This is a genomic window from Streptosporangium sp. NPDC004631, from assembly GCF_053601935.1.
Genome location: NZ_JBSGCR010000002.1, coordinates 320,745 through 344,908 on the forward strand (window position 1 = coordinate 320,745; position 24,164 = coordinate 344,908).

General features: G+C 70.4%; 24 protein-coding genes. 15 read left to right on the forward strand and 9 right to left on the reverse strand.

All coding sequences use genetic code 11. The annotated features are described in order from the left end of the window. The first annotated feature begins 197 nt into the window (after positions 1–197). Positions 198–1,757, forward strand: coding sequence for an XRE family transcriptional regulator (locus ACWEF2_RS03070; RefSeq protein ID WP_453811345.1), 1,560 nt, complete (start codon positions 198–200; stop codon positions 1,755–1,757). After that, positions 1,754–2,233, forward strand: coding sequence for a GNAT family N-acetyltransferase (locus ACWEF2_RS03075; protein ID WP_355598919.1), 480 nt, complete (start codon positions 1,754–1,756; stop codon positions 2,231–2,233). The genes ACWEF2_RS03070 and ACWEF2_RS03075 overlap by 4 nt, the downstream gene beginning before the upstream one ends. Before the next feature lie 415 nt (positions 2,234–2,648). Here the strand turns inward: ACWEF2_RS03075 and ACWEF2_RS03080 are convergent, their stop codons facing one another. Continuing rightward, a complete protein-coding gene (locus ACWEF2_RS03080; protein ID WP_453811347.1) occupies positions 2,649–3,281 on the reverse strand; it encodes a DUF47 domain-containing protein in 633 nt (210 codons plus the stop codon). Then, positions 3,278–4,216, reverse strand: a complete 939-nt coding sequence (locus tag ACWEF2_RS03085) for an anion permease (protein ID WP_453811349.1) — start codon at positions 4,214–4,216, stop codon at positions 3,278–3,280. The genes ACWEF2_RS03080 and ACWEF2_RS03085 overlap by 4 nt, the downstream gene beginning before the upstream one ends. Positions 4,217–4,614: 398 nt before the next feature. Here ACWEF2_RS03085 and purU point away from each other — a divergent pair, with 398 nt between their 5' ends. After that, positions 4,615–5,469 (forward strand): formyltetrahydrofolate deformylase, encoded by an 855-nt coding sequence (purU, locus tag ACWEF2_RS03090; RefSeq protein WP_453811351.1) that lies wholly within the window; start codon positions 4,615–4,617, stop codon positions 5,467–5,469. Between the two features lie 155 nt (positions 5,470–5,624). On the opposite strand, the gene ACWEF2_RS03095 is transcribed toward purU, so the two are convergent. Beyond that, entirely contained in the window at positions 5,625–7,697 is a 2,073-nt protein-coding gene (locus tag ACWEF2_RS03095) for a prolyl oligopeptidase family serine peptidase (RefSeq protein ID WP_453811353.1), read from the reverse strand. 319 nt (positions 7,698–8,016) lie between these two features. On the opposite strand from ACWEF2_RS03095, the gene ACWEF2_RS03100 reads away from it, so the two are divergent. The 3 genes from ACWEF2_RS03100 (at position 8,017) to ACWEF2_RS03110 (ending at position 9,708) form a co-directional block, all read left to right on the forward strand. After that, positions 8,017–8,526 carry an HNH endonuclease gene (locus tag ACWEF2_RS03100; RefSeq protein WP_355598940.1) on the forward strand — a complete coding sequence of 170 codons (510 nt, stop codon included), beginning with the start codon at positions 8,017–8,019 and terminating at the stop codon, positions 8,524–8,526. A gap of 127 nt (positions 8,527–8,653) precedes the next feature. Further along, entirely contained in the window at positions 8,654–9,475 is an 822-nt protein-coding gene (locus ACWEF2_RS03105) for a GNAT family N-acetyltransferase (RefSeq protein WP_453811356.1), read from the forward strand. 14 nt (positions 9,476–9,489) lie between these two features. Then, positions 9,490–9,708 carry an FmdB family zinc ribbon protein gene (locus ACWEF2_RS03110; RefSeq protein ID WP_355598939.1) on the forward strand — a complete coding sequence of 73 codons (219 nt, stop codon included), beginning with the start codon at positions 9,490–9,492 and terminating at the stop codon, positions 9,706–9,708. 70 nt (positions 9,709–9,778) lie between these two features. On the opposite strand, the gene ACWEF2_RS03115 is transcribed toward ACWEF2_RS03110, so the two are convergent. The 3 genes from ACWEF2_RS03115 to ACWEF2_RS03125 form a co-directional block, all read right to left on the reverse strand. Beyond that, on the reverse strand, positions 9,779–10,264 hold the full coding sequence (locus ACWEF2_RS03115) for a helix-turn-helix transcriptional regulator (protein ID WP_453811359.1): 486 nt from the start codon (positions 10,262–10,264) through the stop codon (positions 9,779–9,781). Between the two features lie 124 nt (positions 10,265–10,388). Then, entirely contained in the window at positions 10,389–12,227 is a 1,839-nt protein-coding gene (gene ilvD, locus ACWEF2_RS03120; protein ID WP_453811361.1) for a dihydroxy-acid dehydratase, read from the reverse strand. 133 nt (positions 12,228–12,360) lie between these two features. Further along, complete coding sequence (locus ACWEF2_RS03125) at positions 12,361–13,185, reverse strand: nuclease-related domain-containing protein (RefSeq protein WP_453811363.1); 825 nt, start codon at positions 13,183–13,185, stop codon at positions 12,361–12,363. Positions 13,186–13,337: 152 nt separating this feature from the next. On the opposite strand from ACWEF2_RS03125, the gene ACWEF2_RS03130 reads away from it, so the two are divergent. The 5 genes from ACWEF2_RS03130 to ACWEF2_RS03150 all read left to right on the forward strand — a co-directional run bounded on the left by ACWEF2_RS03130 (position 13,338) and on the right by ACWEF2_RS03150 (position 16,889). Next, on the forward strand, positions 13,338–14,759 hold the full coding sequence (locus ACWEF2_RS03130) for an amidase (protein WP_453811365.1): 1,422 nt from the start codon (positions 13,338–13,340) through the stop codon (positions 14,757–14,759). A gap of 39 nt (positions 14,760–14,798) precedes the next feature. Further along, positions 14,799–15,092, forward strand: a complete 294-nt coding sequence (locus tag ACWEF2_RS03135; RefSeq protein WP_453811367.1) for a hypothetical protein — start codon at positions 14,799–14,801, stop codon at positions 15,090–15,092. Beyond that, positions 15,086–15,460, forward strand: a complete 375-nt coding sequence (locus ACWEF2_RS03140) for a TPM domain-containing protein (protein WP_453811369.1) — start codon at positions 15,086–15,088, stop codon at positions 15,458–15,460. The genes ACWEF2_RS03135 and ACWEF2_RS03140 overlap by 7 nt, the downstream gene beginning before the upstream one ends. Continuing rightward, positions 15,457–16,116: a hypothetical protein gene (locus ACWEF2_RS03145; RefSeq protein ID WP_453811370.1), complete on the forward strand. Its 660-nt coding sequence runs from the start codon at positions 15,457–15,459 to the stop codon at positions 16,114–16,116. Before ACWEF2_RS03140 ends, ACWEF2_RS03145 begins: the two co-directional genes overlap by 4 nt. Before the next feature lie 65 nt (positions 16,117–16,181). Then, entirely contained in the window at positions 16,182–16,889 is a 708-nt protein-coding gene (locus ACWEF2_RS03150; protein ID WP_453811372.1) for a hypothetical protein, read from the forward strand. Between the two features lie 127 nt (positions 16,890–17,016). On the opposite strand, the gene pepN is transcribed toward ACWEF2_RS03150, so the two are convergent. Beyond that, a complete protein-coding gene (gene pepN / locus ACWEF2_RS03155; protein ID WP_453811374.1) occupies positions 17,017–19,584 on the reverse strand; it encodes an aminopeptidase N in 2,568 nt (855 codons plus the stop codon). 224 nt (positions 19,585–19,808) lie between these two features. Between pepN and ACWEF2_RS03160 the strand changes: the two genes are divergently transcribed. The 3 genes from ACWEF2_RS03160 to ACWEF2_RS03170 all read left to right on the forward strand — a co-directional run bounded on the left by ACWEF2_RS03160 (position 19,809) and on the right by ACWEF2_RS03170 (position 22,821). After that, positions 19,809–20,429 carry a mycothiol-dependent nitroreductase Rv2466c family protein gene (locus ACWEF2_RS03160; RefSeq protein ID WP_453811376.1) on the forward strand — a complete coding sequence of 207 codons (621 nt, stop codon included), beginning with the start codon at positions 19,809–19,811 and terminating at the stop codon, positions 20,427–20,429. A gap of 344 nt (positions 20,430–20,773) precedes the next feature. Further along, positions 20,774–22,183, forward strand: a complete 1,410-nt coding sequence (locus ACWEF2_RS03165; protein ID WP_453811378.1) for an aldehyde dehydrogenase family protein — start codon at positions 20,774–20,776, stop codon at positions 22,181–22,183. Between the two features lie 179 nt (positions 22,184–22,362). Beyond that, entirely contained in the window at positions 22,363–22,821 is a 459-nt protein-coding gene (locus ACWEF2_RS03170; RefSeq protein WP_453811380.1) for a hypothetical protein, read from the forward strand. Positions 22,822–22,885: 64 nt separating this feature from the next. On the opposite strand, the gene def is transcribed toward ACWEF2_RS03170, so the two are convergent. After that, positions 22,886–23,374: a peptide deformylase gene (gene def / locus ACWEF2_RS03175; protein WP_355598902.1), complete on the reverse strand. Its 489-nt coding sequence runs from the start codon at positions 23,372–23,374 to the stop codon at positions 22,886–22,888. Positions 23,375–23,471: 97 nt separating this feature from the next. Between def and ACWEF2_RS03180 the strand changes: the two genes are divergently transcribed. Next, the gene (locus ACWEF2_RS03180) at positions 23,472–23,939 is read left to right on the forward strand and encodes a ribose-5-phosphate isomerase (RefSeq protein ID WP_355598901.1); all 468 of its coding nucleotides are present in this window, start codon (positions 23,472–23,474) and stop codon (positions 23,937–23,939) included. 38 nt (positions 23,940–23,977) lie between these two features. Here the strand turns inward: ACWEF2_RS03180 and ACWEF2_RS03185 are convergent, their stop codons facing one another. After that, a complete protein-coding gene (locus ACWEF2_RS03185) occupies positions 23,978–24,154 on the reverse strand; it encodes a hypothetical protein (protein WP_453811383.1) in 177 nt (58 codons plus the stop codon). Between the last annotated feature and the right edge of the window lie 10 nt (positions 24,155–24,164).

The window sequence follows — 24,164 nt, forward strand, 5'->3', positions numbered from 1 at the left end:
TAGGTTGAAAGAAGCAGTCCGTTGGAGGACGATCCTTAGCCGATGGCTTAATTCGTGCGTTCCGAATAAGCCAACGGTGGTCCATTATTCTCCCTAGGCACGGTGCGACCCTGAATCGCACCGGGCCAACGGGGAGAGAGGACCGGTCGGGATCAGGTGTGCCAACCAGCCCAGCTGGCCACAAGAGAGGGGCCGGTATGTCCGGCAGGCAGCACAAGGAGACAGAGTTAGCGCGGCAAATCCGGGCGAGGGGCCTGGCGGCGGGGCGTAGTCCGGCCCAGATCGCCGAGGAGATCCACGACACGTGTGGTCCGCAGTTCGGGACCACGCGCATCAAGGGTCATCGTCTCGCGCACGGTGTCGCCCTCGCCGACGTGATCGAACAGATTCGGGCGCTGTTCGAGCGCGACGGCAAGTCGGCTCCGGGGATCGGGGAGACGCTGCTGTCCGCCTACGAGAGTGGGCTGAAGCGGCCGGGACCCGAGTATCTCCACTACCTGTGCTCCGCCTACCGGGTGGAACCGGCCTCCCTCGGCTACGACGGCCCCTGCATCTGTGGTCACGGCCACCGGATGCCCGGTGCGGTCCGAGGTGATCTCCAGGATGGAAGACCCGACACTTCCCCTGATCCGCGCGAGCCGTCGACCAAGTCGATCGGCGGTGACCCTTCCGCGGGCGGGAGCGAGGAGGACGAGAACGTGTTACGGAGGACGCTTTTACAGCTTCTGGCCGGCAGCGGCGTTGCGCTGGACGGACAGGTGCTCGGATCCGTGGAGAACATCCGCAGGAGGATGGACGAGACCCTGGTCTCGGCAACCGTCTCACCCGCGATGCTCGACCAGTGGGAGGAGAGTACCGTCGGCTTCGGCCGGCAGTACATGAGCACACCGCCGTTACGGCTGCTCTGTGACGTGCTGCTGGAGTTCAGCGCCGTGCGCAAGGCCATGGAGCGGCGCCAGCCGGTGGACCTGCAGGAACGGCTCTGCCGGATGGCGGCCCAGCTCGCCGGCCTCAGCGGCATGATCATGATTAATCTCGGTGACCACAGGCTGGCCAGGTCCTTCTTCAGGACCGGCCGGATGGCCGCCGACGACACGGGGGACCGCGCGCTGAGAGCCTGGGTCATCGCCAGGGAGGCGCTGGTCCCGCTCTACTACGGTGATCCGCGCGAGGCGCTCAACCTCGCCAGGAAGAGCCGCGACCTGGCCGGTCAGACGCCGTGCGCGGCCCAGGCCATGGCCCCCGTCGTGGAGGCCCGGGCGCTCGCGATGATGTCGGGCGCGGGGAAGAAGGACGTGGTCGACCAGGCCAAGCGGGCGCTGTCCCGGGCCAGGGCCGCGTTCTCCCAGATGACCGCCGCCGACCAGGACGACCCGACCTTCGGCTACACCGAGCGGCAACTCTACTTCCACCAGGGCGATGCGCTGGTGAAGCTGGGGCAGACCATGGAGGCCGACCTCATCCTGGAGCAGGCGCTCACCAAGTACGGCCCGGCGGACTGGCTCGACCCGACGTTCATCAAGTTCGACCGTGCCAAGTGCAAACTCCTGGAAGGCGATGTGGACGAGGCTCTGGCGATCGCCAAGGCCACCCTCGCCGGTCTGGGGGAGGGGTGTCGCCCGGACATCCTCATCCAGCGGGCCCACGAGGTGGCCAAGGCCGTGGAGGCCAAGGTTCCCGACCATCCCGAACTCAAGGTCTATCTGGAGGCACTGCGCGCCGCACCGTCGGCTGACCCGACGCTGGGGGATGCATGAGGCTCCGGCGCTACCGCCGGTCCGACCTGGAGTCGGTCTCGGCGCTGCACCGGATCTGCCTCGGCCAGGTCGGTCTCGCACCGGGAGACGGCGTCTACTACGAGGACGACTTCCCGAGGATCCACGAGGTCTATCTCGCCGCCCGGGGGGAGTTCCTGGTCGGCGAGGTTCCCGGAGGGCAGGTCGTCGCGATGGGCGGCCTCCGCCGGGTCGACGACCAGACCGCTGAGATGTGCCGTATGCGGGTTCATCCGGATTTCCAGAGGCGTGGCTTCGGTGACCGGATGGCCGCCGAGCTGGAGAAACGGGCGATCGAGCTGGGGTATGCCCGGCTCTGCGGGGACACCACCCTCAACCAGCCGGCCGCGATCGAGCTCTACCGCAAGTACGGCTGGCGCGAGATCCGCAGGGAAGAACGTGGCGGATGCATCGTGATTTATGGGGAAAAAGATCTGACTTCGGCATGTCTACTCTGACAAATTAGAACAAATCCAGACCTATTGGTCATCGCCATCCGGTGAAGTGCCCGAGCGCGTGTTTCTCGTGCCTGGATTCGCTCTCCCGTGCGGGCGCGGTGAAGAAGATCATTATTATCGGGCCGGTGCCACCGGGCTCGGCGCCCGACGGATGTCGGCAGGGTGATTTATCCCCAAAGGTTGGCCTGGGTGGTGAATTCTCCCCCGCGGGGGATGAATCGCTACCCGCGCTGCCTCGCGGCGTGGATTCCTTCCTCTCGGGTAGCGATATTTCCCCCTAGGGGGATATTTCATGCCCTGGGGGAGATCGTCCGGCGGATGGGCGGCCCGCCGCCGGAGGCTGATCGTTCGCGCCTCCGGCGGCGGTTATGCGGGGTAGTGGTCTGGAGCGTGACAAGGGGGGACGGCTGGGACGTTAGCGTTTCATCGCGCCGTCGGCTATGGCGTCGGCGGCCTCGCCGATCGCCATGCCGACGATCTCCAGGCGGCGGACCAGCTCGCGTTCCTTCATGTTCTCCGTGCTGATCTCCCCGGAGAAGATGCGGGCGATCTCGTACTGGTACATGCGCCGGAGGGTCCCACCGGCCTTCTTGGCCTCCAGCGCGTCCACGGTGACCGCGGAGGGGCGGGAGACAAGGTCGCGGACCGCGGTCTCCAGAGATTCGATGCCGACGATCGCCTGGTCGAGCATGGGGGCGAAGCGCCGCTGGTCGTCGACCCGGTAGAGATGTGACTCGCGCACGAAGTCACGGAGGGAGTCCAGCACGTCGTCGATCGAGCGGGAGAGACGGAACAGGTCCTCGCGGTCGATCGGCGTCACCAGGGAGCTGGACAGCTCCTCGATCAGGCGGGCCCGCTCGGTGTCGCCGCGATGCTCGATGGCGCGCATCCGCACGTGGGCGTCGGTGCGGCCGGTGTCTCCGCTGATCATGGCCATGGCCAGCCAGGCCCCCTCCTTGGTGGCCTCCAGTTGCCCGATCAGCGCCTCACCGAGCGCACTGTCCATGCGCCCGGTTATCAGGTCCCGAACCCGTCGTAATCGTTTCACGCAATCACTCCTCGTACGATGAGCGCCGCCGCCGCGGCGAGCAGTCCGCTCACCGGCAGCGTCAGCGTCCAGGCTAGAACGATCTTTGTTGCGGCATGCCAGCGCACCTTGGCGGTGCTCTCGGCGACGCCGGCCCCGATCAGGGCGCCGGCGATTGTCTGTGTCATGCTCACCGGCACGCCGATCGCGGCGCAGCCGATCACCGCGGTGCCACTGGACAGCTCGGCGGTCACGCCGTGCAGCGGCCGGGAGGCGATGATCTCCCGGCTGAGGGCGCGGCCTGCCCGGGGCAGTCCGTACATGGCACCGACGCCGAACAGGGCCGCCACGATCAGGCAGACGGGGAGCGGGGCGTCCTCGAAGCCGAGCGCGATCATGAAGATGGCCAGCATCTTCTGGCCGTCGTTCGCCGCGTAGGCCAGACACTGCACGGCGAACCCGGCGCGGTGCCACTGCCGCAGCCTGCGGCCCCGCGCCAGCAGCATGAGCAGGCGGCTCATCAGGATCGCCAGCAGTCCTCCCACGAACGGCGCCGCCACTCCGACCGCCAGCACGAACAGTACGGCGCGGCCTGAGACGGGCAGTCCCCAGCCCAGACCGGCGCCGGTGAGGGCGCCGACGATGGCCAGGGTCAGGCTGGTGGGCCGTCCCCGGTTGCTGAGGAAGGTGACGACGGTGAGTGCGGAAAGGACGGCGACGGTCATGACGATCCGGCCGCCGGGGACGTCCAGGTTCGTCAGTCGGGTGGTGAAGGTCGCGGCGACCTGATGGGTCACCAGGGGAACCAGCGCGACCGCGGTCATCAGGGCGGCCAGGCCGATCATCGGTCGGATACTGGGGATTTTCAGTCCGGTCGCCAGTAGGGCACCGCCGTCGTTGATCCCGGTGACGACCGAGAACAACCCGGCGAGCGATGTTAGGGCAATCAGGCTCACACCCCCTATCTCAGATGAACAAACGGTGAACAACAATGCCGGTTCGGTCACGGAATCATGGGTAAATCGGCTGCGGCTCCCCGTCCGGGCGCTCCGGGATGCGTCCGAGGGGCACTGATACGGACATGCTTACCCAAAGATCCGGTGAATGATGGGTGACGGTCCCGTCCCGCCGGCATCGGCCCGATCCATGGCTCACCCCCCGGCTCCGGAGGCGACCACGGCGGCCACACGGCGCGAACGCGCGGGGACACCGTGTGGGTGAAGGCGGGTGACGCGCTGTACTCTGCCCAGGTCGGTGTGAGACGCGGTGGATCCGGCCTTTTCGGGGATGAGGGCATGAACGAGCGAGTCAGAAGGCCCGGTGCGGGCTCCGAACGGCTGGGCGAGGAGATCGCATGAGCTCCGCCACCCGGTTCGTGTTGACCCTGTCCTGCCCGGACCGCCCCGGGGTGGTTGCCGCGGTCTCCGGCCTCCTGGCCCGGAGGGGATGCAACATCGTCGAGAGCCAGCAGTTCGGCGATCCCGTCGCCGAACGGTTCTTCATGCGGGTGGAGTTCGCCTCATCGCTGCCCGGTCCCGAGCTCCGCGAGGCCTTCGCCGCGCTCGCCCCCGAATTCGGCATGGAACTCAAACTACGGGACACGGCCGTCAAGCCGCGTGTGCTGGTGATGGTCAGCAAGTTCGGTCACTGCCTCAACGACCTGCTCTACCGGACACGTTCCGGTCTGCTGGACATCGAGATCGTCGGGGTGGTCGCCAACCATCCGGATCTGCGGCCGCTGACCCAGTCCTACGGCATCGACTACCACCACCTGCCGGTGACCGCCGAGACCAGGTCCCGGCAGGAGGCGGAGATCCTGGCCCTGGTCGATCACTATCAGGCCGATCTGGTGGTGCTCGCCCGTTACATGCAGGTGCTGTCGGAGGACCTGTGCGTCAAGCTGGCCGGGAACGTGATCAACATTCACCACTCGTTCCTGCCGTCGTTCAAGGGGGCCAAGCCGTACCACCAGGCCCATTCGCGGGGGGTGAAGCTGATCGGCGCCACCGCCCACTACGTGACCGCCGACCTCGACGAGGGGCCGATCATCGAGCAGGAGGTGGCCCGGGTCAACCACACCCACTCCCCGGAGGACCTGGCGGCCATCGGCCGTGACGTCGAGTGCCAGGCCCTGGCGCGGGCCGTACGGTGGCACACCGAGCAGCGCGTCCTTCTCGACGGCCACAAGACCGTCGTCTTCCCGCGCTGACCACGCGTCCTCACCGGGCCCGCGGCGGCCGTCTCCGCGGCGGGTCCGCGCCGGAACGCCCCGGCTGGAGGACCTCCGACCGGAACGCCCCGCCCCGGAACCGCCGGTTCCGGGACGCGCGGCCGGGGCGGGCGGTGCCCCGGCCGGGGCGGCCGTCAGGAGGTCAGGCCCGTGTGGTGGGCGAGGAAGGTGAGCTGGTCGGCGGCGAGCTCGACGGTCTTGCTGATCGCCCGGGCCCCGTGGCCGACCTCGGTCTCGTTGCGGAGCAGGATCGGCCGGTCGGCCTCCTGGGCGTACTGGAGCGCGGCGCACATCTTCCAGGCGTGCAGCGGGTGGACCCGGGTGTCGGACTGGAAGACGGCGAACAGCGTCGCCGGATAGGACACGTTCTCGCGGACGTGGTGGTAGGGCGAGTAGCCGTGCAGCCAGGCGAACTCGTCGGGCTTCTCGGCTGAGCCGTACTCGACGTTCCAGGTCGCGCCCAGGCCGAACAGCTCGTAGCGGATCATGTCCAGCAGCGGGGCCGAGCAGACCACCGCGGCGTACAGCTCGGGGCGCTGGGTGAGGGCGGCGCCGACCAGCAGGCCGCCGTTGGAGCCGCCGGAGATGGCCAGCCGGGAGGCGGTGGTGACGCCGGTGGCGATCAGGTGCTCGGCCGCCGCGTGCAGGTCGTCGAAGACGTTCTGCTTGTGGGCGAGCATCCCGGCCCGGTGCCACTCCTCGCCCTGCTCGCCGCCCCCGCGCAGCTGGGCGATCGCATAGCTGCCGCCCGACTCCACCCAGGTCAGGATGGACGCCGAGTAGCCGGGGGTCATCGAGAGGCCGAAGCCGCCGTAGCCGTACAGGATCGTGGGGCGCGGCCCCTCGGCGCCGGGGGAGGAGATCACCAGCATGTGGACCTCGGTGCCGTCGGCCGAGCGGTAGGTCATCTGCTCGGTGTCGACGGCGGGCACCTCGACGGCGCCCGGGGAGGCGGCCCAGAGGGTCGTCTCGCCGGTGCGGGCGTCGTAGCGCTGGATGGTCGGCGGGGTGGTGTTGTCGGTGTAGCCGAACCACGCCTCGTGGCCGCCCTCGGGGCGTTCGGAGATGCCGCCGATCGTGCCCAGGCCGGGGGTGGGCACCTGCCCGATCCGCTCGCCGGTGCTCAGGTCGTGGACGGAGATCTCACTGATCGCGTGGCGGGTCCAGCCGACGAGCATGACCGGCCGGTCCAGGTCGTCGAGGATGGCGAAGTCCGTCAGCACGGCCTCGGGGTCCTGCGGGATCAGGTCGCGCCAGTGTTCGAACTGGGGGGTGGCCGGGTCGGTCACGCAGATCCGGGCGCGGGGGGCGTCGCGGTCGGTGAAGACGTAGAGCAGCCCGTCACGCCCGAAGTGCAGCGCGGTCTGGGCGTCCACGTCCTCCTGGACGACGACCAGCTCCGGCGACTCGGGGGAGGAGGCCGAAAGGTCGGCCACCCAAAGGTCGTTGCGCGGCGCCGTGCCCCGGGAGGCGGAGATCTGCAGCCGGCGCCCGTCGCGGGAGACCGCGACCCCGTAGTAGTTGGTCTTCTCCATCCCGGCCCCGAAGATCAGCACGTCCTCGATGGTGGAGGTGCCGACCCGGTGCAGGTGGACCCGGCGGTGGAACTGCTCCTCACCCTCGGGCACCTCGGTGGCGGGCAGTCTGCGCACGTAGTAGAACGCCTCCCCGCCGGGGAGCCAGGCGATGGGGGAGTAGCGGCACCGGTCGATCGGCCCTTCGATCCGTTCACCGGAGGCGATGTCCATCAGATAGAGGCTCGACTCCTCGTCGCCGCCCACCGAGACCTGGTAGGCGAGCAGCCTGCCCTCCTTGTCGGGCTGCCAGGAGTCGAGGGTGGTGAGCCCGGTCGGGTCCAGCGCCATCGGGTCCAGTAGCGCGCGCTCGGTGCCGTCGGGGTCGACGGTGTAGAGCACCGCGTGCTCCTGCTCCGGAGTGCGCCGCATGAACAGCCGCCGCTCCCCCCGCCAGACCGGTGCGCCGATCGAGCCGGACCTGAGCAGCTCGGCGATCCGCGCCTTGAACCGGTCGCGCCCCGGAAGCGCCCCCATCTCGGTCGCGAACAGCTTCTCCTGCGCGGCCAGCCACTCCTCGGTCGCCGGGTCGTCGGGGGCTTCCAGCCATCTGTAGGGGTCGGCGACGCCGACACCGTGGAGCTCCTCGACGAGGTCGTCACGGCCGGCGGGCGGGTATGGCTGTCGAGTCATGGCACGAACCCTATGACCTGGTGACGGCGGTGCGGAACCATTGCGCGAGTGGCGTACTCGATCTTCGAATGGAGGAGTTAAAAACTGGTAATGCGGGCATAAAACGTACCGGGCGTCCCTCCAATCGTTTAGTGGGTGGCGGGAACGACGATGCAGAAGCCAAACTTGGTGGAGGACGGTGCCGTGGTGACCATCCGCTGGGCCGTCCGGCGGAGGTCCTCGTGACGGAAGCATCCGGGCCCCAGGAGGGGCCGCCAACCGGGGTACGCCACGGCGTGCCCCCTCAGATGACGCGTCATGCGGCGGGGAAGGCACGCTGATGCGCCAGGTCCTGCTGCTCAACGCCACCTACGAGCCCCTGACCACGCTCTCCCTGCACCGCGCGGTCGTGCTGGTGCTCAGGGAGAAGGCGGACGTCGTGCACCGCGACGGCCGGGGGGCCGTGTTCCGCTCGGCGAGCCGCACGCTCGACGTCCCGTCGGTGATCAGGCTCCGCCGGTACGTCCGCATCCCCTACCGGTCCCGGATCCCGCTGACGCGCACCGCGCTGATGCGCCGGGACGACTACCGGTGCGCCTACTGCGGCCAGCGGGCCGAGACCATCGACCACGTGATCCCCCGTTCGAGGGGTGGCCCCCACACGTGGGAGAACTGCGTGGCCTCCTGCACGCCGTGTAACCACCGCAAGGCGGACCGGATGCTGGAGGAGCTGGGATGGACGCTGGACGTCGCTCCCGTGGTTCCGCGGGGAGTCCACTGGAGGCTGATCGGCGCGCACAACATCGGAGACCCCCAGTGGGCGCCCTATCTCGCGGAGAGCGCCGCCTGAGGGGCGCCCGAACGCCTTTCCGAGCGGAGCCCGACGCCGCTCGGCGGCACGCGGTGTGGGCACGGTGCGGGCGGGGCGGGCGCGCCACCCGCTCGCACCGGCGCGGCGGTCTCGGCACAATCGGTGGATGAGATGGACTTTCACCTCCGATGTCGAGGCGTACGCCGGGGCGGTGGAGCCGTGGCTGCTGCGCGACCCGGTCCGTAACACCGTTCCGCTCACGGTCCTGCGTGCGATCCGCGCCGGTCTGTGGGGCGACGACGTGCTGCTGGGCCGGCTGGAGCACGAGGGGCGGACCGTCGCCGCGGCGCTCCAGACGCCGTCCCACGCCCTGCTGCTCCCCGACGTGCCCATCGAGGCCGTGCGAAAGCTCGCCACCGAGCTCATCGAGGTCGAGCGGGCGATCCCCGGCGTCTCCGGGCCGCTCGCCCAGGCCGAGGCGTTCGCCGGCGCCTGGTGGCGGCCCGAGGCCGGGCGCCGCTCCGAACGCCTCTACCGGCTCGGCACGCTCGTGCCGCCCGACCCCTTTCCCGAGGGGGCCTGCCGTACGGCGGGCATCGGCGACGTCGAACTGCTGGTGGCGTGGTCCCGCGCCTTCCAGGCCGAGGTCGCCGGGACCGTCCCGGCCGGGCTGACGCCGCTGGTGAACAGCAGGATCGGCCGTGCGGAGCTGGTGCTCTGGGAGGCCGGCGGACGGCCCGTCGCGTTCGCGGGCGCCTCCTCGCCGCTCGGCGGCATGTCCCGGGTCGGCCCGGTCTACACGCCCCCGGAACTGCGCGGGAAGGGGTACGGCACGGCGGTCACCCACGCCGTGACGGCCAGGGCACGGGCCGGCGGCGCGGACGAGGTGCTGCTCTTCACCGACCTGTCCGACCTCACCTCCAACTCCGTCTACCAGGCGATCGGCTACCGTCCGGTCACCGACTACGCCTCCATCACGTTTGGCTGAGTAGTGTGTATGGCATGCCGCGCTATGACTTCCGCTGCCGTGCCTGCGGGTCCACCTTCGAGCTCTCCCGTCCGATGGCGCAGTCCGGTGACCCCGCGCCCTGCCCGCAGGGGCACGACGACACCGTGAAGCTGCTGTCCACCGTCGCCGTGACGGGCGGGTCCGGCGCCGGAGCGCCGGGCCCTGCCGCCGGTGGCGGTGGCGGATGCTGTGGTGGCGGCTGCTGCGGCTAGCCCCTCCCGGAACCCCCGAGCCCCCGGATCCGCCGCGCGCGGCGGTCGACCGGACGGCCGCCGCCACGCCCTATGCGGCGCGCCTGCCCTGGAAGGGCAGGAAGTTGTCGGCCCGATGCGGGCGGGCGGGGACGAAGGTGGGCTCGGCGGCCACGATCCGATCGAACCGGAAAGCCCGGATCGCGCCCCGCAGACGGCACATTCCCACGAGATACCAGTAGTCGCGGTGGACCATGCAGGTCACCGGATCGACGTCGCGGACGGTGACCCGGCCGGAGACGTCCTGGTAGTGCAGGCGGATCACCAGGCCGGACGTGATGGCGCCGGCGATGGTCCTGGCCCGGTCGGCGATCGGGCCGGGCATCGGCTCGGTCAAGGTCGTGAGCGTGGTGGCGATGATCTCGTCGTCGAGCTCCATGTGCTCGAAGGCGTGGCGCAGGCCGCTGCGGGCGGTGGTGGCCTGCGGGCCCGACCCCAGATGGGCCAGGGACAGGGCGAGGGCGGCGATCTCGGCGGTCGTCAAAGGGCTGGCGGAAGGCTTGATGACGTTGGCCATACCCATATGGTATCGACGGCCACCGACATTTTTCGAACGCCCTGTCGGACACAGCACGCTTCCCTGTCGGGTGCGGCAGGCCGTACCCGACAGGGAAACCGGTGGGCGGAGCGGGGGAGATCCGTCAGCGGGAGAGCTGGGACAGGTCCCGCGAGGCGCCCGTGGAGGCCGAGGTGGTCAGCGCGGCGTAGGCCTGGAGCGCGGCGCTCACCTGGCGCTCGCGGTCGCGCGGCCGGTAGCCGCCCAGATCGGCCAGGAGCCGCTCACGCCGCACGGTGAGCTCCGCCTGGGAGACCTTCAGCTCGATCGAACGGCCCGGGATGTCGATCTCGACGGTGTCGCCCTCCTCGACCAGGGCGATGGTGCCGCCCTCGGCGGCCTCGGGGGAGGCGTGGCCGATGGACAGCCCGCTGGTGCCGCCGGAGAAACGGCCGTCGGTGACCAGGGCGCAGACCTTGCCCAGACCCTTGCCCTTCAGGAACGAGGTCGGGTAGAGCATCTCCTGCATGCCGGGCCCGCCCTTCGGCCCCTCGTAGCGGATCACCACGACGTCTCCGGCCTTGACCTTGTTGTTCAGGATGCCCTCGACCGCCTGCTCCTGTGACTCGAAGACCACGGCGGGGCCGGAGAACCTCCAGATGGACTCGTCGACCCCGGCGGTCTTGACGATGCAGCCCTCCGTGGCGATGTTGCCGTAGAGGACGGCCAGGCCGCCGTCGCGGGTGTAGGCGTGCTCGGAGTCGCGCACGCAGCCCTCGGACCGGTCGAGGTCCAGGGAGTCCCAGCGGGCCTCCTGGGAGTAGGGCTTGACGGTGCGGACGTTGCCGGGGGCCGCGTGCCAGAGCTCCAGCGCCTCGGGCAGCACGCCGGCCGAGCACGGGTCCCAGGCGTCGACGTAGTCGCCGATCGTTCCGCCGTTGACGGTGTAGGCGTCACGGTGGATCAGGCCGGCCCGGCTGAGCTCGCCGAGGATGGCCGGGATGCCGCCCGCGCGGTGGACGTCCTCCACGTGGTACTTCGCGGTGGCCGGGGCGACCTTGCACAGGCACGGCACCCGCAGCGAGATCTCGTTGATCTCCTTGAGCCCGAAGTCCACCTGGGCCTCACGGGCCGCGGCGAGGATGTGCAGGATCGTGTTGGTCGACCCGCCCATCGCCACGTCCAGCGCCATGGCGTTCTCGAACGCCTCCTTGGTGGCGATGGCGCGGGGCAGGACGGTCTCGTCGTCCTCCTCGTAGTAGCGGCGGGTGATCTCCACCAGCTGCCGCCCGGCGTCCTGGAACAGCTTCTTGCGCGCCTTGTGCGTGGCGAGGATCGTGCCGTTGCCCGGCAGCGCCAGGCCGATGGCCTCGGCGAGGCAGTTCATCGAGTTGGCGGTGAACATCCCGCTGCACGAACCGCAGGTCGGGCAGGCGTTCTCCTCCATCTCCAGCAGCTCGGCGTCGGAGACGCCGTCGTCGGCGGCGGCGATCATCGGGTCGATCAGGTCGAGCTTGCGGCCCGGCGTCTTGCCGGCCTCCATCGGGCCGCCGGAGACGAAGACCGTGGGGATGTTGAGCCGGAACGCGGCGAGCAGCATGCCAGGAGTGATCTTGTCGCAGTTGGAGACGCAGATCAGCGCGTCGGCGCAGTGCGCGTTCACCATGTACTCGACCGCGTCCGCGATCAGCTCGCGGCTGGGCAGCGAGTAGAGCATGCCGCCGTGGCCCATCGCGATGCCGTCGTCCACCGCGATCGTGTTGAACTCGCGCGGGATCGCCCCCGCCTCGCGGATCGCCCCGGCGACCACGTCGCCGACCTCGCGGAGATGGACGTGTCCGGGGACGAACTGGGTGAAGCTGTTGGCCACGGCGATGATCGGCTTGCCGAAGTCGCCGGCGCCCACGCCCGTCGCCCGGAGCAGGGCCCGGGCTCCGGCCATGTTTCTGCCGTGAGTGACCGTACGAGACCTGAGGGCGGGCATGAGGCTGCTCCCATCGTCGAAACCGTGTCCTCAAATGGTACGGCCAACGACCGGTGCGTAAGACGTCCGTCCACATCGCGAGAGGGCGTCCGGGCTCCGCGCGGCCCGGCCGGCCACGGGCCGGGCCGGAGGGTCAGGACTCGGGATAGCGCGCGGGCAGAACCCGCTCGGCGGCGTCGTAGATCTCGTCGATTTCGACGTCGGTGAGTGACCGTTCCCGCTTGGTGATCCATTTACGGACACGACCGCCGTCGAAGACGTCGACGTCGCGGACCGTGAGGACCTTCCACGGAATCGCCGGGCCGTAGATCGCCAGAGACGGGATGATCGTGACCTCGCGGCTGAGCGCCTCGCCGATCAGCTGGGCGGCCTGGGACGCCTCCCAGCGAGCCTCGTCGAGCCGGGGCTTCTGGTTGAACGGGCCGTGGAACAGCTTGCGGTGCGACTGGACGCGGACGGGCAGGCGCTTGTCCCATTTCTCGGAGTCGACGGCGTACACGCCCGTGGGGCCGACCACCAGGTGGTCGATCTGCGCCTCACTCCCCGGGATCGCGCGGGCGTGCAGGGTGCGGTAACCGCCCCGCTCCAGCCTCTTGAGCTGGGCCTCGGTGCGCCGCTCCGCGACCGAGGCGCGCCGCCAGGCGGGCACGGTCGAGTGGGCGCGGGCTCGCAGCACCGTGTCGACGATCGCGCCCAGCACCGCGGCGGTGACCCCGAGCCGCCAGCTGGCGAACAGGATGGCCGCGACCACTCCCACGACGACCGCGACCAGGGCGCGCCGTCGCAGATGGCCGTACCTGGGGTCGTCGAGCAGGCCGCGCAGGGAGGCGCGCTCGACGGGTGCGTACGTAGACGCGGGTGCGGCGGGTCGAGACGTCGGCCTGTCCTCGGCCGGTCGGTCGCTGACCCAAATTGGTGACGTAGTGTTACCGTCTTCTGGTGCCTGACCGGAATCCACGTAACTCACCGTAGCTGACGTCCGTGAGGGTGCCTAGTATTGCATTTCTCATACTTTTGTGACCGCCGTCATCTGCTTGACAACCCGTCAAACCGGGTATCCATTCGTTTTCTCTCTGGATAACCCGGCCGTCTGCGCCTACTGTGCGGGACGTGGCTCACATACACGATCTTAGCGCCCTGGAGCAGGCCACGGCCGTGCGCCGCAGAGAGATCTCGCCCGTCGAGATCACCGAGCACTACCTCGACCGCATCGCACGGCTGGACCCCCAGGTCGGCGCCTACGTGACCGTGACCCCCGAAACGGCCCTTGAGCAGGCGCACAAGGCCGAGGCCCGGGCGCTGGCGGGGGAGGACCCCTCGCCGCTGCTCGGGGTGCCGATCCCGATCAAGGACCTCAACCTCGTCAAGGGCGTCCCGATCCACTTCGGCTCCGCCGTCTACGGCGACTTCGTGGCCCCGGTGGACGACAGCGTCGTCGAGCGGCTCAGGGACGCCGGGACGATCATGCTCGGCAAGACGGCGACGCCCGAGTTCGGCCTGCCGTGCTACACCGAGACCTCGGTCTCCCCGCCCACCCGCACGCCGTGGGACCTCTCCTGCTCGGCCGGCGGATCCAGCGGCGGCGCCGCGGCCGCGGTCGCCGCCGGCCTGGCCCCGGCCGCGCAGGGCAGCGACGGCGCCGGGTCCATCCGGATCCCCGCCTCGGTCTGCGGGCTGTACGGCATCAAGCCGACGCGGGGCCGGATCAGCTCCGCCCCGATCATCCCCGACCTGGCCGGCCTGTCGACCATCGGCCCGATCAGCAGGACCGTGGCCGACGCCGCGGCCCTGCTCGACGTGATGGCCCACAACAACCCCGGCGACCTCTACCACGCGCCGCCGCCCGGCCTCGGATCGTTCACGGCCTACGTGGGGCGTGACCCCGGCCGTCTGCGCATCGCCCGCCACGCCGAGCCGCCCGTCCCCGGCGCGGAGGTGGCCCCCGAGGTTCTCGCGGCCTACGAGCACGCCTCGGCGGAGCTGGTGGCGCTCGGGCACGAGGTGGTGGACATCCCCTCGCCGTTCACGCCCGACCTGGTGCCGTGGTTCGTGACGCTCTGGTACGCCTTCTCCTGCATGCACCCGGTGGAGCCGGCCAAGCAGGACCGGCTGCGGCCGCTGACCGCCTGGCTGCGGGAGCGGGGCTTCGCCACCCCGGCCCCCGACTTCCTCCAGGCCCAGTCGGCGCTGCAACTCGCCACCCGGCTCGGGCTGCTGGTCACCGACCGGTACGACGCGGTGCTCACCCCGACCGTGACCCTGCCGCCCCGGCCGGTGGGCTGGTTCGAGGACGTGGCGGACCCCGGGGAGACCTTCGAGCGGATGAAGCGGTTCGCCGCCTTCCCCGCCCTCTGCAACATCAGCGGCCAGCCCGCGGTCAATCTCCCGTTGCACTGGACGCCCGAGGGGCTGCCGATCGGTGTCATGCTGGCCGGGCGGTTCGGTGACGAGGGCACGCTGATCTCCGTCTCGGCACAGGTGGAGGCGGCACGCGGCGGATTCTGGGGGGAGCGCAGGCCGGTCCTGTGGTAGGTCTCGACGAGGCTTCTGATCCGGGCTTACGTTGGAGGTGTGGACGCGATCCAGGTCTTCGGGTTCCTGATCGGGGCTTCCGCCGGTCTGTTTCTGCTCATCGTCGCCCTGGTGACGCTGCCCGCCCGGGTGCGCGCGGGCGCCGTCCGGAGCCCCTCGGCGGGCGCGGTGTGGTTCGGCGGCCCGCACCGCAGCGAGCGGTGCGCGAGCGGCGGCGGGCTGGTGCTGGTGGACCGGCCGGTTCACCCGCTGACACCGCAGGTGGACTGGGCGGCCCTGGCGGAGATCTCCGAGCCGGGGCGGCACCTCGGCGGGGGGTCGGCGAGATGGTGACGGTGACGCCGGTCCTCACCTCGACGCAGGCCCAGGACATCCGTGAGGCGCTGTACACCGCCGAGCGCCGCAGCGGCCTGCGCTTCGCCGCCTACCTCGGCCCGGCGGTCGGCCCGCGCCGTCACTTCTCCGAACGGCTGCACGCCGCCCTGGGGCGGGAGGCCGACACGGCCGTACTGGTCTTCGTGGACCTGGGGGAGAGGGCGCTGGAGATCGTCACGGGCTCCCGGGCCAGGCTGAGGCTCACCGACGGGGAGTGCCGCCTGGCGGCGGTGTCGATGGCGGCCGTGCTCGTCACGGGGGATCTGGCGGGCGGGATCGTCACCGGGGTGTGGATCCTCGCGGACCTGGCTTCCCGCAGGAGATGAGCTTCTCGCATAATCAGGGCGTGCTGAAGATCGTGCTGGGTACGCCGTCGGCCGACGTCTCGCGGGAGGGCAGGGTGCGGCAGGAGCCGGATGAGGTTCTCTCCCATATTCAGGCCGTCCTGGCGGAGGTGCGCGACGACAACGGCAGAGCGAACCGCAGGGCGGCCGCCCTGCTGGCGGTGGCCGTCCTCGGCGGGCTGGCCGCGAGCGGGTGGAGGCCACAGGGGCTTCCCAGTCAGGTGGAGTGGCTCTGGTGGACCGGGGTCTTCTTCTGCGCGATGGGAGGTCTGGCCCTCGTGGGCGCGCTGCACCCCCTCACCGCGCGGCTCGCCGGGCGGACCGTGGAGCGCCGCCGCTCCTACGCCGGCCGCCTGCACGCCTGGGGCCCGAACGCGGTGAACTCCCCCGCGGGGAGGCCTCCCCCCGGCAGGTCGCGCGGCGCATTCTCCGAGGAGGCGCTGGCCGAGTTGAGGACCCGCATGAGGGGTCAGGACACCCGGGTCCGGGCCGACATGCTCGTGCTGCGGGTCAGGAGGCTCAGCTCCGTCGCCCACGCCAAGAACCGCTACATCCGCAGGGGAGTGCTCCTGCTGTCCGTCGCCGTCGCGTGCCTCCTGCTCTCGGTGACCATCGGACAGGCCATCTTGAGCGCCTGAGCGCCCGGGCTCTCCCTTTTCGTTTTTCTCTGCGAATGGTCACGGCTTGCGCAAGGATCGTCGCCGTGAGTATCTGTAAGCTTTCAGGGATCCTCATCCAGAGGGGGGAGCAGGTGCTGGAGCTCGCCCCCGGCGAGCACGTCACCTTCGGTCACGGGCCGGCGGATCTGGTGCTGTCCGACCCCACGGTCTCGTGGCCGGCCGGGCGGATCGACGCGGTGGACGACTACTGGATGATCTCCAATCTGAGCCGATCGGCGACCTACCTGGTCGACAACCCCGAGGGCGGCGGCGAGCTCGTCAAGGTGCCACCCGGCCGCATGCGCGCCCCGATCCCCTTCGAACTGGCCCGGGTACGGCTCCCCGCCGACGAGACGTCGTTCATGGTGTTCGCCCCCGAGCACGTGCTGCTCCATCCCGACGCGTCCCGGGAGTGCGGGAAGACCGTGCCGGCCTTCCCGCTGGACGTCACCGCGAAATACTTCCTGATCCTGGTCGCCCTCTGCGAACCCCGGCTGCGTGATCCGCTCTCCAGCGTGATCCCGACCGTTCCGGAGATCATCATCCGCCTCGCCGACCTCGGTCTCGGCCGTGCGGCGGTCAACCTGCACATCGACTATCTGGCCCGGGTGAAGCTCCGGGTGAGGACACCGGAACGCCCGGGGAAGTCCGACTGGCAGCGCGCGGCGCTCGTCTCCGTGGCGCTCGGGCAGAACCTGGTGCGGTCCGAGCACCTGGCGCTGCTGGAGACGCGGAGCCGCCTTCCACTGTGACCGGGGAGCGGCCGGTGCGACGGCGAGGCCGGCGCGGGAGCCGCGGTGACGGCGCGGCGCGGAGGCCGCGCCCGGCGCGGGGCCGGGTGGGGCCGGGCCGTGTGCCGCCCGGCCCCACCCGGTCAGGTCAGGACGGCGAGGCGTCCTTGGCCTGGGCGCGCAGGGCGCGGCTGATGCCGTCGGCGCCCTCCAGCAGCAGACGCCTGAGCGCCTGCGGAGGCCGGCTCTCGGAGATCAGGTCCTGGGTCCTGGCGACGGTCTCCGGAGAGATCGCCAGGGCCGGGTAGCAGCCGTTGGCGAAGTTCTGGGCGCTGTCGGAGGTCCAGGACTTCCAGATCCGGCCGATCTCCTCGAAGTACTTCGCGGCGTACGGCTCCAGCAGCTCGGGGTGGCGAGGGTCCATGAAGCCGTTGATCGTCGAGCGGAGCAGGGCGCCGCTCAGCCTGCCCTCGGTGATGGCGGTCCACGCGGTGGACTTGCCCTCGGCCGTCGGGAGCGTGGCGCGGGCGAGCGCGGCGGAGCGCTCACCGGTGGCGGTGGCGTCGCGCAGCAGCTCCTCGGCGATCCCCTCCTCGCCGAGAACGCCGCCGGAGACCAGGGCTTGGACCAGCGTCCAGCGCAGGTCGGCGTCCACGGTCAGGCCGTCGAGCACGGTCGAGCCGTCCAGCAGGCCCTTCAGGAACGCCAGGTCCCCGGCCGAGAAGGCCATGGTGGAGAGGGCGTTGACGTAGGCGAGCTGGTGGTCGGAGCCGGGCTCGGCCGCGGCGATGAGGGAGCGCAGCGAGGAGCAGAGCAGGGCCAGGCCCTCGCCGCGCCAGGCGGGGTCGGCGTACTGCTGGACGGCCTGGCGGGCCTGGCGGAGTACGGTCTGCACGACGGTGATGTCCTTGACCGACGAGATGCCGGAGGTCACCAGGGCGACGTAGTCGCGGGTGGACATCTCGGCGTCCCGGGTCATGTCCCAGGCCGCCGACCACGACAGCGCGCGCGGCAGGGACTCGGTGAACTTCGCGATGCCGCCGTTCACCAGTGTCTGCAGCGAGCGCTCGTCGAGCCGGATCTTGGCGTAGGTCAGGTCGTCGTCGTTGATCAGGACCAGGTCCGGCTGGACCTCGCCGACCAGCTCGGGCACCGCGGTGCGCGCGCCGACCACGTCGAGTTCGACCCGCCGGGTGCGGACCAGGGCGCCGTCCCGCAGGGAGTAGAGGCCGACGGCGACGCGGTGCGAGCGCAGGGTCGGATAGTCGGCCGGGGCCTCCTGCAGCACCTCGAACTCTCCGAAGCGCCCCTCGGAGTCGGTGGTGAACGACGGGCGCAGCGTGTTGACCCAGGAGGTCTCCAGCCACTCCTTGGACCAGGAGGACAGGTCCCGGCCCGAGGTCCGTTCCAGCGCGCCGAGCAGGTCCCCCAGCGTGGTGTTGCCCCACGCGTGCTCGTCGAAGTAGTCGCGTACGCCGGCCAGGAAGTTGTCCAGCCCCACGTAGGCGACGAGCTGCTTGAGCACCGAGGCGCCCTTGGCGTAGGTGATGCCGTCGAAGTTGACCTCGACCGCGTGCATGTCGACGATGTCGGCGGCGATCGGGTGCGTCGAGGGCAGCTGGTCCTGCCGGTAGGCCCAGGACTTCTCCACGTTCGCGAACGTCGTCCACGCGCCCTGGCCCCAGCGGGTGGCCTCGGCCTGGCAGAGCACCGAGGCGTAGGTGGCGAACGACTCGTTCAGCCACAGGTCGTCCCACCAGCGCATGGTGACCAGGTCGCCGAACCACATGTGCGCCATCTCGTGCAGGATCGTCTCGGCGCGGCGCTCGATGATCGCGTCGGTGACCCGGGAGCGAAAGACGTAGTCCTCCAGGAAGGTCACGCAGCCGGCGTTCTCCATCGCGCCCGCGTTGAACTCGGGCACGAACAGCTGGTCGTACTTCCCGAACGGGTAGCGGATGCCGAAGATCCGGTGGAAGAAGTCGAAGCCCTGCCGGGTGACCTCGAAGAGGTTGTCGGCGTCGAGGTGCTCGGCGAGCGAGGCCCGGCAGTACAGCCCGAGCGGGATGCCGTCGTGCTCGGAGGTCACCTTGTGGTACGGCCCGGCGCACAGGGCGGTGATGTAGGTGGACATCACCGGGGTCGCGGGGAAACGCCAGCGCCTGGCGGCCTGGAGCGCGCCGTGCCGCCCCCGGTACTCCTGGAGGTCCCTGGCCTCCTCGGGCGCCGCGTTGGAGATGACCTCCCAGTGTGACGGCGCGAGCACGGTCAGCTCGAAGGTGGCCTTCAGGTCGGGCTGGTCGAAACAGGCGTACATCCGATGGGCGTCCGCCGTCTCGAACTGGCTGTACAGGTAGACGTTCTTGTCAACGGGGTCGACAAAGCGGTGCAGGCCCTCACCGGTGCGCATGTAGGAGCAGTCGGCGTCCACGCGCAGCATGTTGGACTCCGCCAGGTTCGGCAGGGGCAGCCGCCCGGTCTCGGGGTCGTAGCCGCTCACGTCCAGCTCGACGCCGTTCAGGACGGCCTTGCGCACCTTGGCGCCCGCCAGGTCGATGAACGTCTCCGCGCCCACCCGGCCACTGGTGAAGCGGACCGTGGTGACGCTCTCGAAACGCTCCTCCCCCTCGGTCAGGTCGAGCTCCACCGCATACGACTGCACGCTGATCAGCCGTGCGCGCTCCCGCGCCTCGTCACGGGTCAGATTGCCTGCCACCACTGCTCCCTCGTCACCAATTTCCTCCGCTCTGTTGCGAAGGAGTGCCTGAATCCTGCCACGTGAGGCCCCGGGTCGTCGCCCCCGAAGAGCAGGGAGTCGACTGCCGATCACACGTGAGGACAAAAGCGCCGGTCAAGGTAATAAACCGTCCCAGGAATAGGAAACTCGGGATCCAGGGTTATCGCCATGTGAGACAACCTCACGATCAGAAAGCCTGAGAGATGACTGAGCGCACCCCGGTCGACTTCTGGTTCGACCCCTTCTGCCCGTACGCGTGGATGACCTCCCGCTGGCTGCTGGAGGTGGAGAAGGTGCGCCCCATCGAGCCGCGGTGGCACATCATGAGCCTGAACGTGCTCAACGAGGACAAGGACGTCCCCGAGAAGTATCGTGAGTTGATCGCCAGGGCCATCGGCCCGGTCCGTGTGGTCGCCGCCGTGCAGGAGAAGTACGACTCCGAGACGGTCGGCCGGCTCTACACCGAGCTTGGCGTCCGCTTCCACGACCGAGGTGGGCTCAAGGCGCTGGACGGGCTCCGCGGAATCGTGGAGGAGGCGCTGGAGGCCGCCGGGCTCGATCGCGCGTTCGCCGACGCGATGGACTCCGAGGAGTTCGACGAGACACTGCGCGCCTCGCACGACGACGGCATCGGACGGGTCGGCCAGGAGGTCGGCACCCCGGTCATCGCGGTCGAGGGCGTCGCCTTCTTCGGCCCTGTGGTCTCGCCCGCGCCCAAGGGCGAGGAGGCGGCCAGACTCTGGGACGGCGTCCGCCTGGTGGCCGACATCGACGGGTTCTTCGAGCTGAAGCGCTCCCGCACCCGGGGCCCGATCTTCGACTGACGCCCCCGGCGGCGCTGAGCACCTCCCGGCGGGGTCCGGCCCGCCGGGAGGCCACAGGTGCCCTCAGGCGGATCAGCCGGGTCCCGGCCGGGGGGGCGTCCGCCCGCGCTCATCGGGCCCGGAGCGGCCGGACGGGGCGTCCGAGGCGCCGGTCCACCGGGGAGATTTCGGTGGTTCATCGTTGCCGGGGGACCCTCCCCCCGTAGTCTCGTCGCACAGGGCGGCCGGGTGCTCGCCGCGGTGAGGAACCGCGTCAGGCCGTGCCCGTGATCTTCACGCGGTGTGGTGGGCCTGTGACCTGCAGGGCCTCGCCTTATGACGATCAGCGCGCAAGGATGAGACTCATGCGTCACCTTTATCTGAACGGGGCCTGGCAGGCGTCGGCGTCCGGTGAGAGCATCGGCGTCGTCAACCCCGCGACCGAGGAGACGATCGACAGGGTGCCCGCGGGGTCGCCCGCCGACGTCGAGGTCGCCGTGGCCGCGGCGCGTGCGGCGCTGCCCTCGTGGTCGGACACGGCGCCCGCGGAACGGGGCGGGATCCTCGCCGCCGCGGCGGGGCTGATCCGGGACCGCGCCGACCAGCTGGCCAGGATCATCGCCACCGACATGGGCGCGCCGTACGACATGGCGATGAAGGTGCAGACGCTGATGCCGGCCGGGGTGCTGGCCTCCTACGCCCAGCTGGCCGAGACCTACGACTTCGACGGCGGGCGGATCGGCAACTCCCGGATCATCCGGGAGCCGGCCGGCGTCGTCGCGGCCGTCACGCCGTGGAACTACCCGCTCCACCAGATCGTGTGCAAGGTGGCCCCGGCGCTCGCCGCCGGCTGCACGGTGGTGCTCAAGCCCAGCGAGGTGGCCCCGCTGGCGGCCTACGCGCTGGCGGGGATCCTCGATGAGGTCGGGCTGCCTCCGGGGGTGTTCAACCTGGTCAGCGGGTACGGCCCGGTGGTGGGTGAGGCGCTGGTCACCCACCCGGACGTGGACATGGTGTCGTTCACCGGCTCCACCAGGGCCGGGCGGCGGGTCGCCGCGCTCGCGGCCGAGACGGTCAAACGGGTGGCCCTGGAGCTCGGGGGCAAGTCGGCGAGCCTGATCCTGCCGGACGCCGACCTGGCCACGGCGGTCAAGGCGACCGTGGCCAACGCCTTCCTCAACTCCGGGCAGACCTGCTCCGCCTGGACCCGCATGATCGTCCACCGGGACCGGTACGACGAGGCCGTCGGTCTCGCCGTCCAGGCCACGGGGAGGTACACCGTCGGCGACCCCTTCGACGAGCTCACCCGGCTCGGCCCGCTGGTCTCCGCGGCGCAGCGCGACCGGGTCGTCCGCTACATCAACCGGGGTCAGGAGGAGGGGGCCCGGCTGGTCGCCGGAGGCACCGACAACCCCATGGACCGGGGCTTCTACGTGGAGCCGACGGTCTTCGCCGGGGTGGAGCCCGGGATGATCATCGAACAGGAGGAGATCTTCGGCCCGGTTCTGACGATCATCCCCTACACCCGGGGCGAGGACGAGGCCGTCGCCATCGCCAACGGCACCCCGTACGGCCTCGCCGGCGCGGTGTGGGCGGGAGACGAGGAACACGCGGTCTCGGTGGCGCTGCGGCTGCGCACCGGGCAGGTGGCCGTCAACGGCGGCGGGTTCAACCCGCAGGCCCCCTTCGGGGGCTACAAGCAGTCGGGGCTGGGCCGTGAGCTGGGCCGGTTCGGCCTGGAGGAGTATCTGGAGGTCAAGTCGGTCCAGCTGTAGGCCGCCCCCGTCCGACAGCCCCGCCCGCCCTGTCCCCACGCGCCCGCGTCTCCGCGCCGAGCCTCCTCCGCGGACGCGCCCCGGCCGGATCGGGACATCGGCCGGATCGAGTCGTGGTCTCAGGATGTTCTGGGTAAACCCGCCCTAAGGGAAGCTTCCCCTCTTCCGAAGGGCGTCGCATGGAACGGGGCACCGCGCGGCTCAGCGCGTTCGATCTGGTGATCGCCGCAGGAGGCCTGCTGCTGGTGTTGCTGGCCGTGCAGAACCTCGGGCCCGCGCTGGCCGCACTCCGGGGGGAGGGCACCTGGGGCACCTTCACCGCCCACCGGGTCGAGTGCGTCGAACATCCGGGTCACCAGCAGTGCACCTGGCTGGGCGAGTTCCGGAGCGGCCGGACGGTCCGTGAGGAGATCGGGTTCTACGGAGGCGACCGCGACGCGTTCACCCCCGGCCAGACCGTGCGGGCGTTCGACACCGGCCGTCAGGGCCATGTCTACGGTCCCGGCGGCTCCAACGAGTGGATCGTGGTCGTGCTGCTCATGGCCGCCGGTCTCGGCCTGATGGCCAGGCCGCTGCTCCGCCGCCGGCGGAGTGTCCCACGCCCCGGCAGCCCGGCGGCCACCCCCGGGAGCGGGTGAGCGCCCGGGTGCGGAGGAGCGTCACGGAGGGCGACCACGGAGCCGAGTCCGGGCCGGCCGCCGATCAGGGGGCCTGGAGCAGCACCCGCCGGGCGGCGTCCTTGGCGAGCCGGTCGACGTAGAGCATGCCGTCGAGGTGGTCGGTCTCATGCTGGAAGCAGCGCGCGAGCAGGCCGCGGGCCTTGACCTGGACCGGGCGGCCCAGCCGGTCGAAGCCGCGGACGGTTACCCCGGCCGCGCGGGGGGTGCTGGCGTAGAGCGGGGTGCCGGTGCCACGCCCGGGAACCGACAGGCACCCCTCCTCGTCGAGGATCTCCGCGTCGTCGTCGACCGTCAGCACCGGGTTGACCACGTGCCCCTTGCGGTTGCTGCAGTCGTAGACGAAGACCCGCCTCGACACGCCGATCTGCGGCCCGGCCAGACCGACGCCCTGCGCCGCGTACATCGCGTCGAACATCTCGTCGATCAGGCGGCGCAGATCGCGATCGAAGTCGGCGATCGGCTCGGCGGGCGTGCGCAGGACCGGATCCCCGACCACTCGGATGTCACGCATGTGGACTCTCTCTTGTAAGGGTTACCATGGCTATCCGGTCATTACTTTAGCCGGGGTGGGGGTCAAACCGCCCACGCATACCTGCGAAACTGGGCGGGTGCGCGTCTACATCGGTGCCGACCATGCCGGCTATGAGCTTAAGAACCGCGTCGTCTCCTGGCTCAAGGAGCACGGCCACGAGGTCACGGACTGTGGCCCGTTCGTCTACGACGCCGAGGACGACTACCCGCCGTTCGTGCTGCGGGCGGCCGAGGGGGTCACGGACGACCCCGGCAGCCTGGGGGTCGTCATCGGCGGCTCGGGCAACGGCGAGCAGATCGCGGCCAACAAGGTGCGCGGCATCCGCGCGGCCCTGGCCTGGAGCGACGAAACCGCCAAGCTCGCCCGCGAGCACAACAACGCCAACGTGGTGAGCATCGGCTCGCGGATGCACACCGAGGACGAGGCGATCCGTTTCGTCGAGCTCTTCCTGGCCACGCCCTACTCGGGAGCCGAGCGGCACAACCGCCGGATAGCGCAGCTCACCTCGTACGAGACGATCGGCCAGCTCCCGCCGCTGCCGTAGGCCCCGGCCTGCCGGAGGGTTTCCGGCACCCCGGGCCGCTACCCGCGGCGGGGCGCCTCCTTGCGGGGTGTCTCCTTACGCGGCGCCTCTTTACGCGGCATCTCATCGCGTAGCGGCCTCCGGTCCGCGCTCTCCCGCTGCTCCCGTGTGGGCCGGGAGACGTCGCGGGCCCGCATCGCGGTGACCGCGTTGATCTGCAAACTCTGCAGTGCCATGCCGTCACCA

Bases quoted from the DNA above. Each gene is read 5' to 3' on its own strand.
- ACWEF2_RS03070 (WP_453811345.1), top strand. From the start codon at position 198: ATGTCCGGCAGGCAGCACAAGGAGACAGAGTTAGCGCGGCAAATCCGG.
- ACWEF2_RS03075 (WP_355598919.1), top strand. From the start codon at position 1,754: ATGAGGCTCCGGCGCTACCGCCGGTCCGACCTGGAGTCGGTCTCGGCG.
- purU (WP_453811351.1), top strand. From the start codon at position 4,615: ATGAGCTCCGCCACCCGGTTCGTGTTGACCCTGTCCTGCCCGGACCGC.
- ACWEF2_RS03095 (WP_453811353.1), bottom strand. From the start codon at position 7,697: ATGACTCGACAGCCATACCCGCCCGCCGGCCGTGACGACCTCGTCGAG.
- ACWEF2_RS03100 (WP_355598940.1), top strand. From the start codon at position 8,017: ATGCGCCAGGTCCTGCTGCTCAACGCCACCTACGAGCCCCTGACCACG.
- ACWEF2_RS03105 (WP_453811356.1), top strand. From the start codon at position 8,654: ATGAGATGGACTTTCACCTCCGATGTCGAGGCGTACGCCGGGGCGGTG.
- ACWEF2_RS03110 (WP_355598939.1), top strand. From the start codon at position 9,490: ATGCCGCGCTATGACTTCCGCTGCCGTGCCTGCGGGTCCACCTTCGAG.
- ACWEF2_RS03115 (WP_453811359.1), bottom strand. From the start codon at position 10,264: ATGGCCAACGTCATCAAGCCTTCCGCCAGCCCTTTGACGACCGCCGAG.
- ilvD (WP_453811361.1), bottom strand. From the start codon at position 12,227: ATGCCCGCCCTCAGGTCTCGTACGGTCACTCACGGCAGAAACATGGCC.
- ACWEF2_RS03140 (WP_453811369.1), top strand. From the start codon at position 15,086: ATGGTGACGGTGACGCCGGTCCTCACCTCGACGCAGGCCCAGGACATC.
- ACWEF2_RS03145 (WP_453811370.1), top strand. From the start codon at position 15,457: ATGAGCTTCTCGCATAATCAGGGCGTGCTGAAGATCGTGCTGGGTACG.
- ACWEF2_RS03160 (WP_453811376.1), top strand. From the start codon at position 19,809: ATGACTGAGCGCACCCCGGTCGACTTCTGGTTCGACCCCTTCTGCCCG.
- ACWEF2_RS03165 (WP_453811378.1), top strand. From the start codon at position 20,774: ATGCGTCACCTTTATCTGAACGGGGCCTGGCAGGCGTCGGCGTCCGGT.
- ACWEF2_RS03170 (WP_453811380.1), top strand. From the start codon at position 22,363: ATGGAACGGGGCACCGCGCGGCTCAGCGCGTTCGATCTGGTGATCGCC.
- def (WP_355598902.1), bottom strand. From the start codon at position 23,374: ATGCGTGACATCCGAGTGGTCGGGGATCCGGTCCTGCGCACGCCCGCC.
- ACWEF2_RS03185 (WP_453811383.1), bottom strand. From the start codon at position 24,154: ATGGCACTGCAGAGTTTGCAGATCAACGCGGTCACCGCGATGCGGGCC.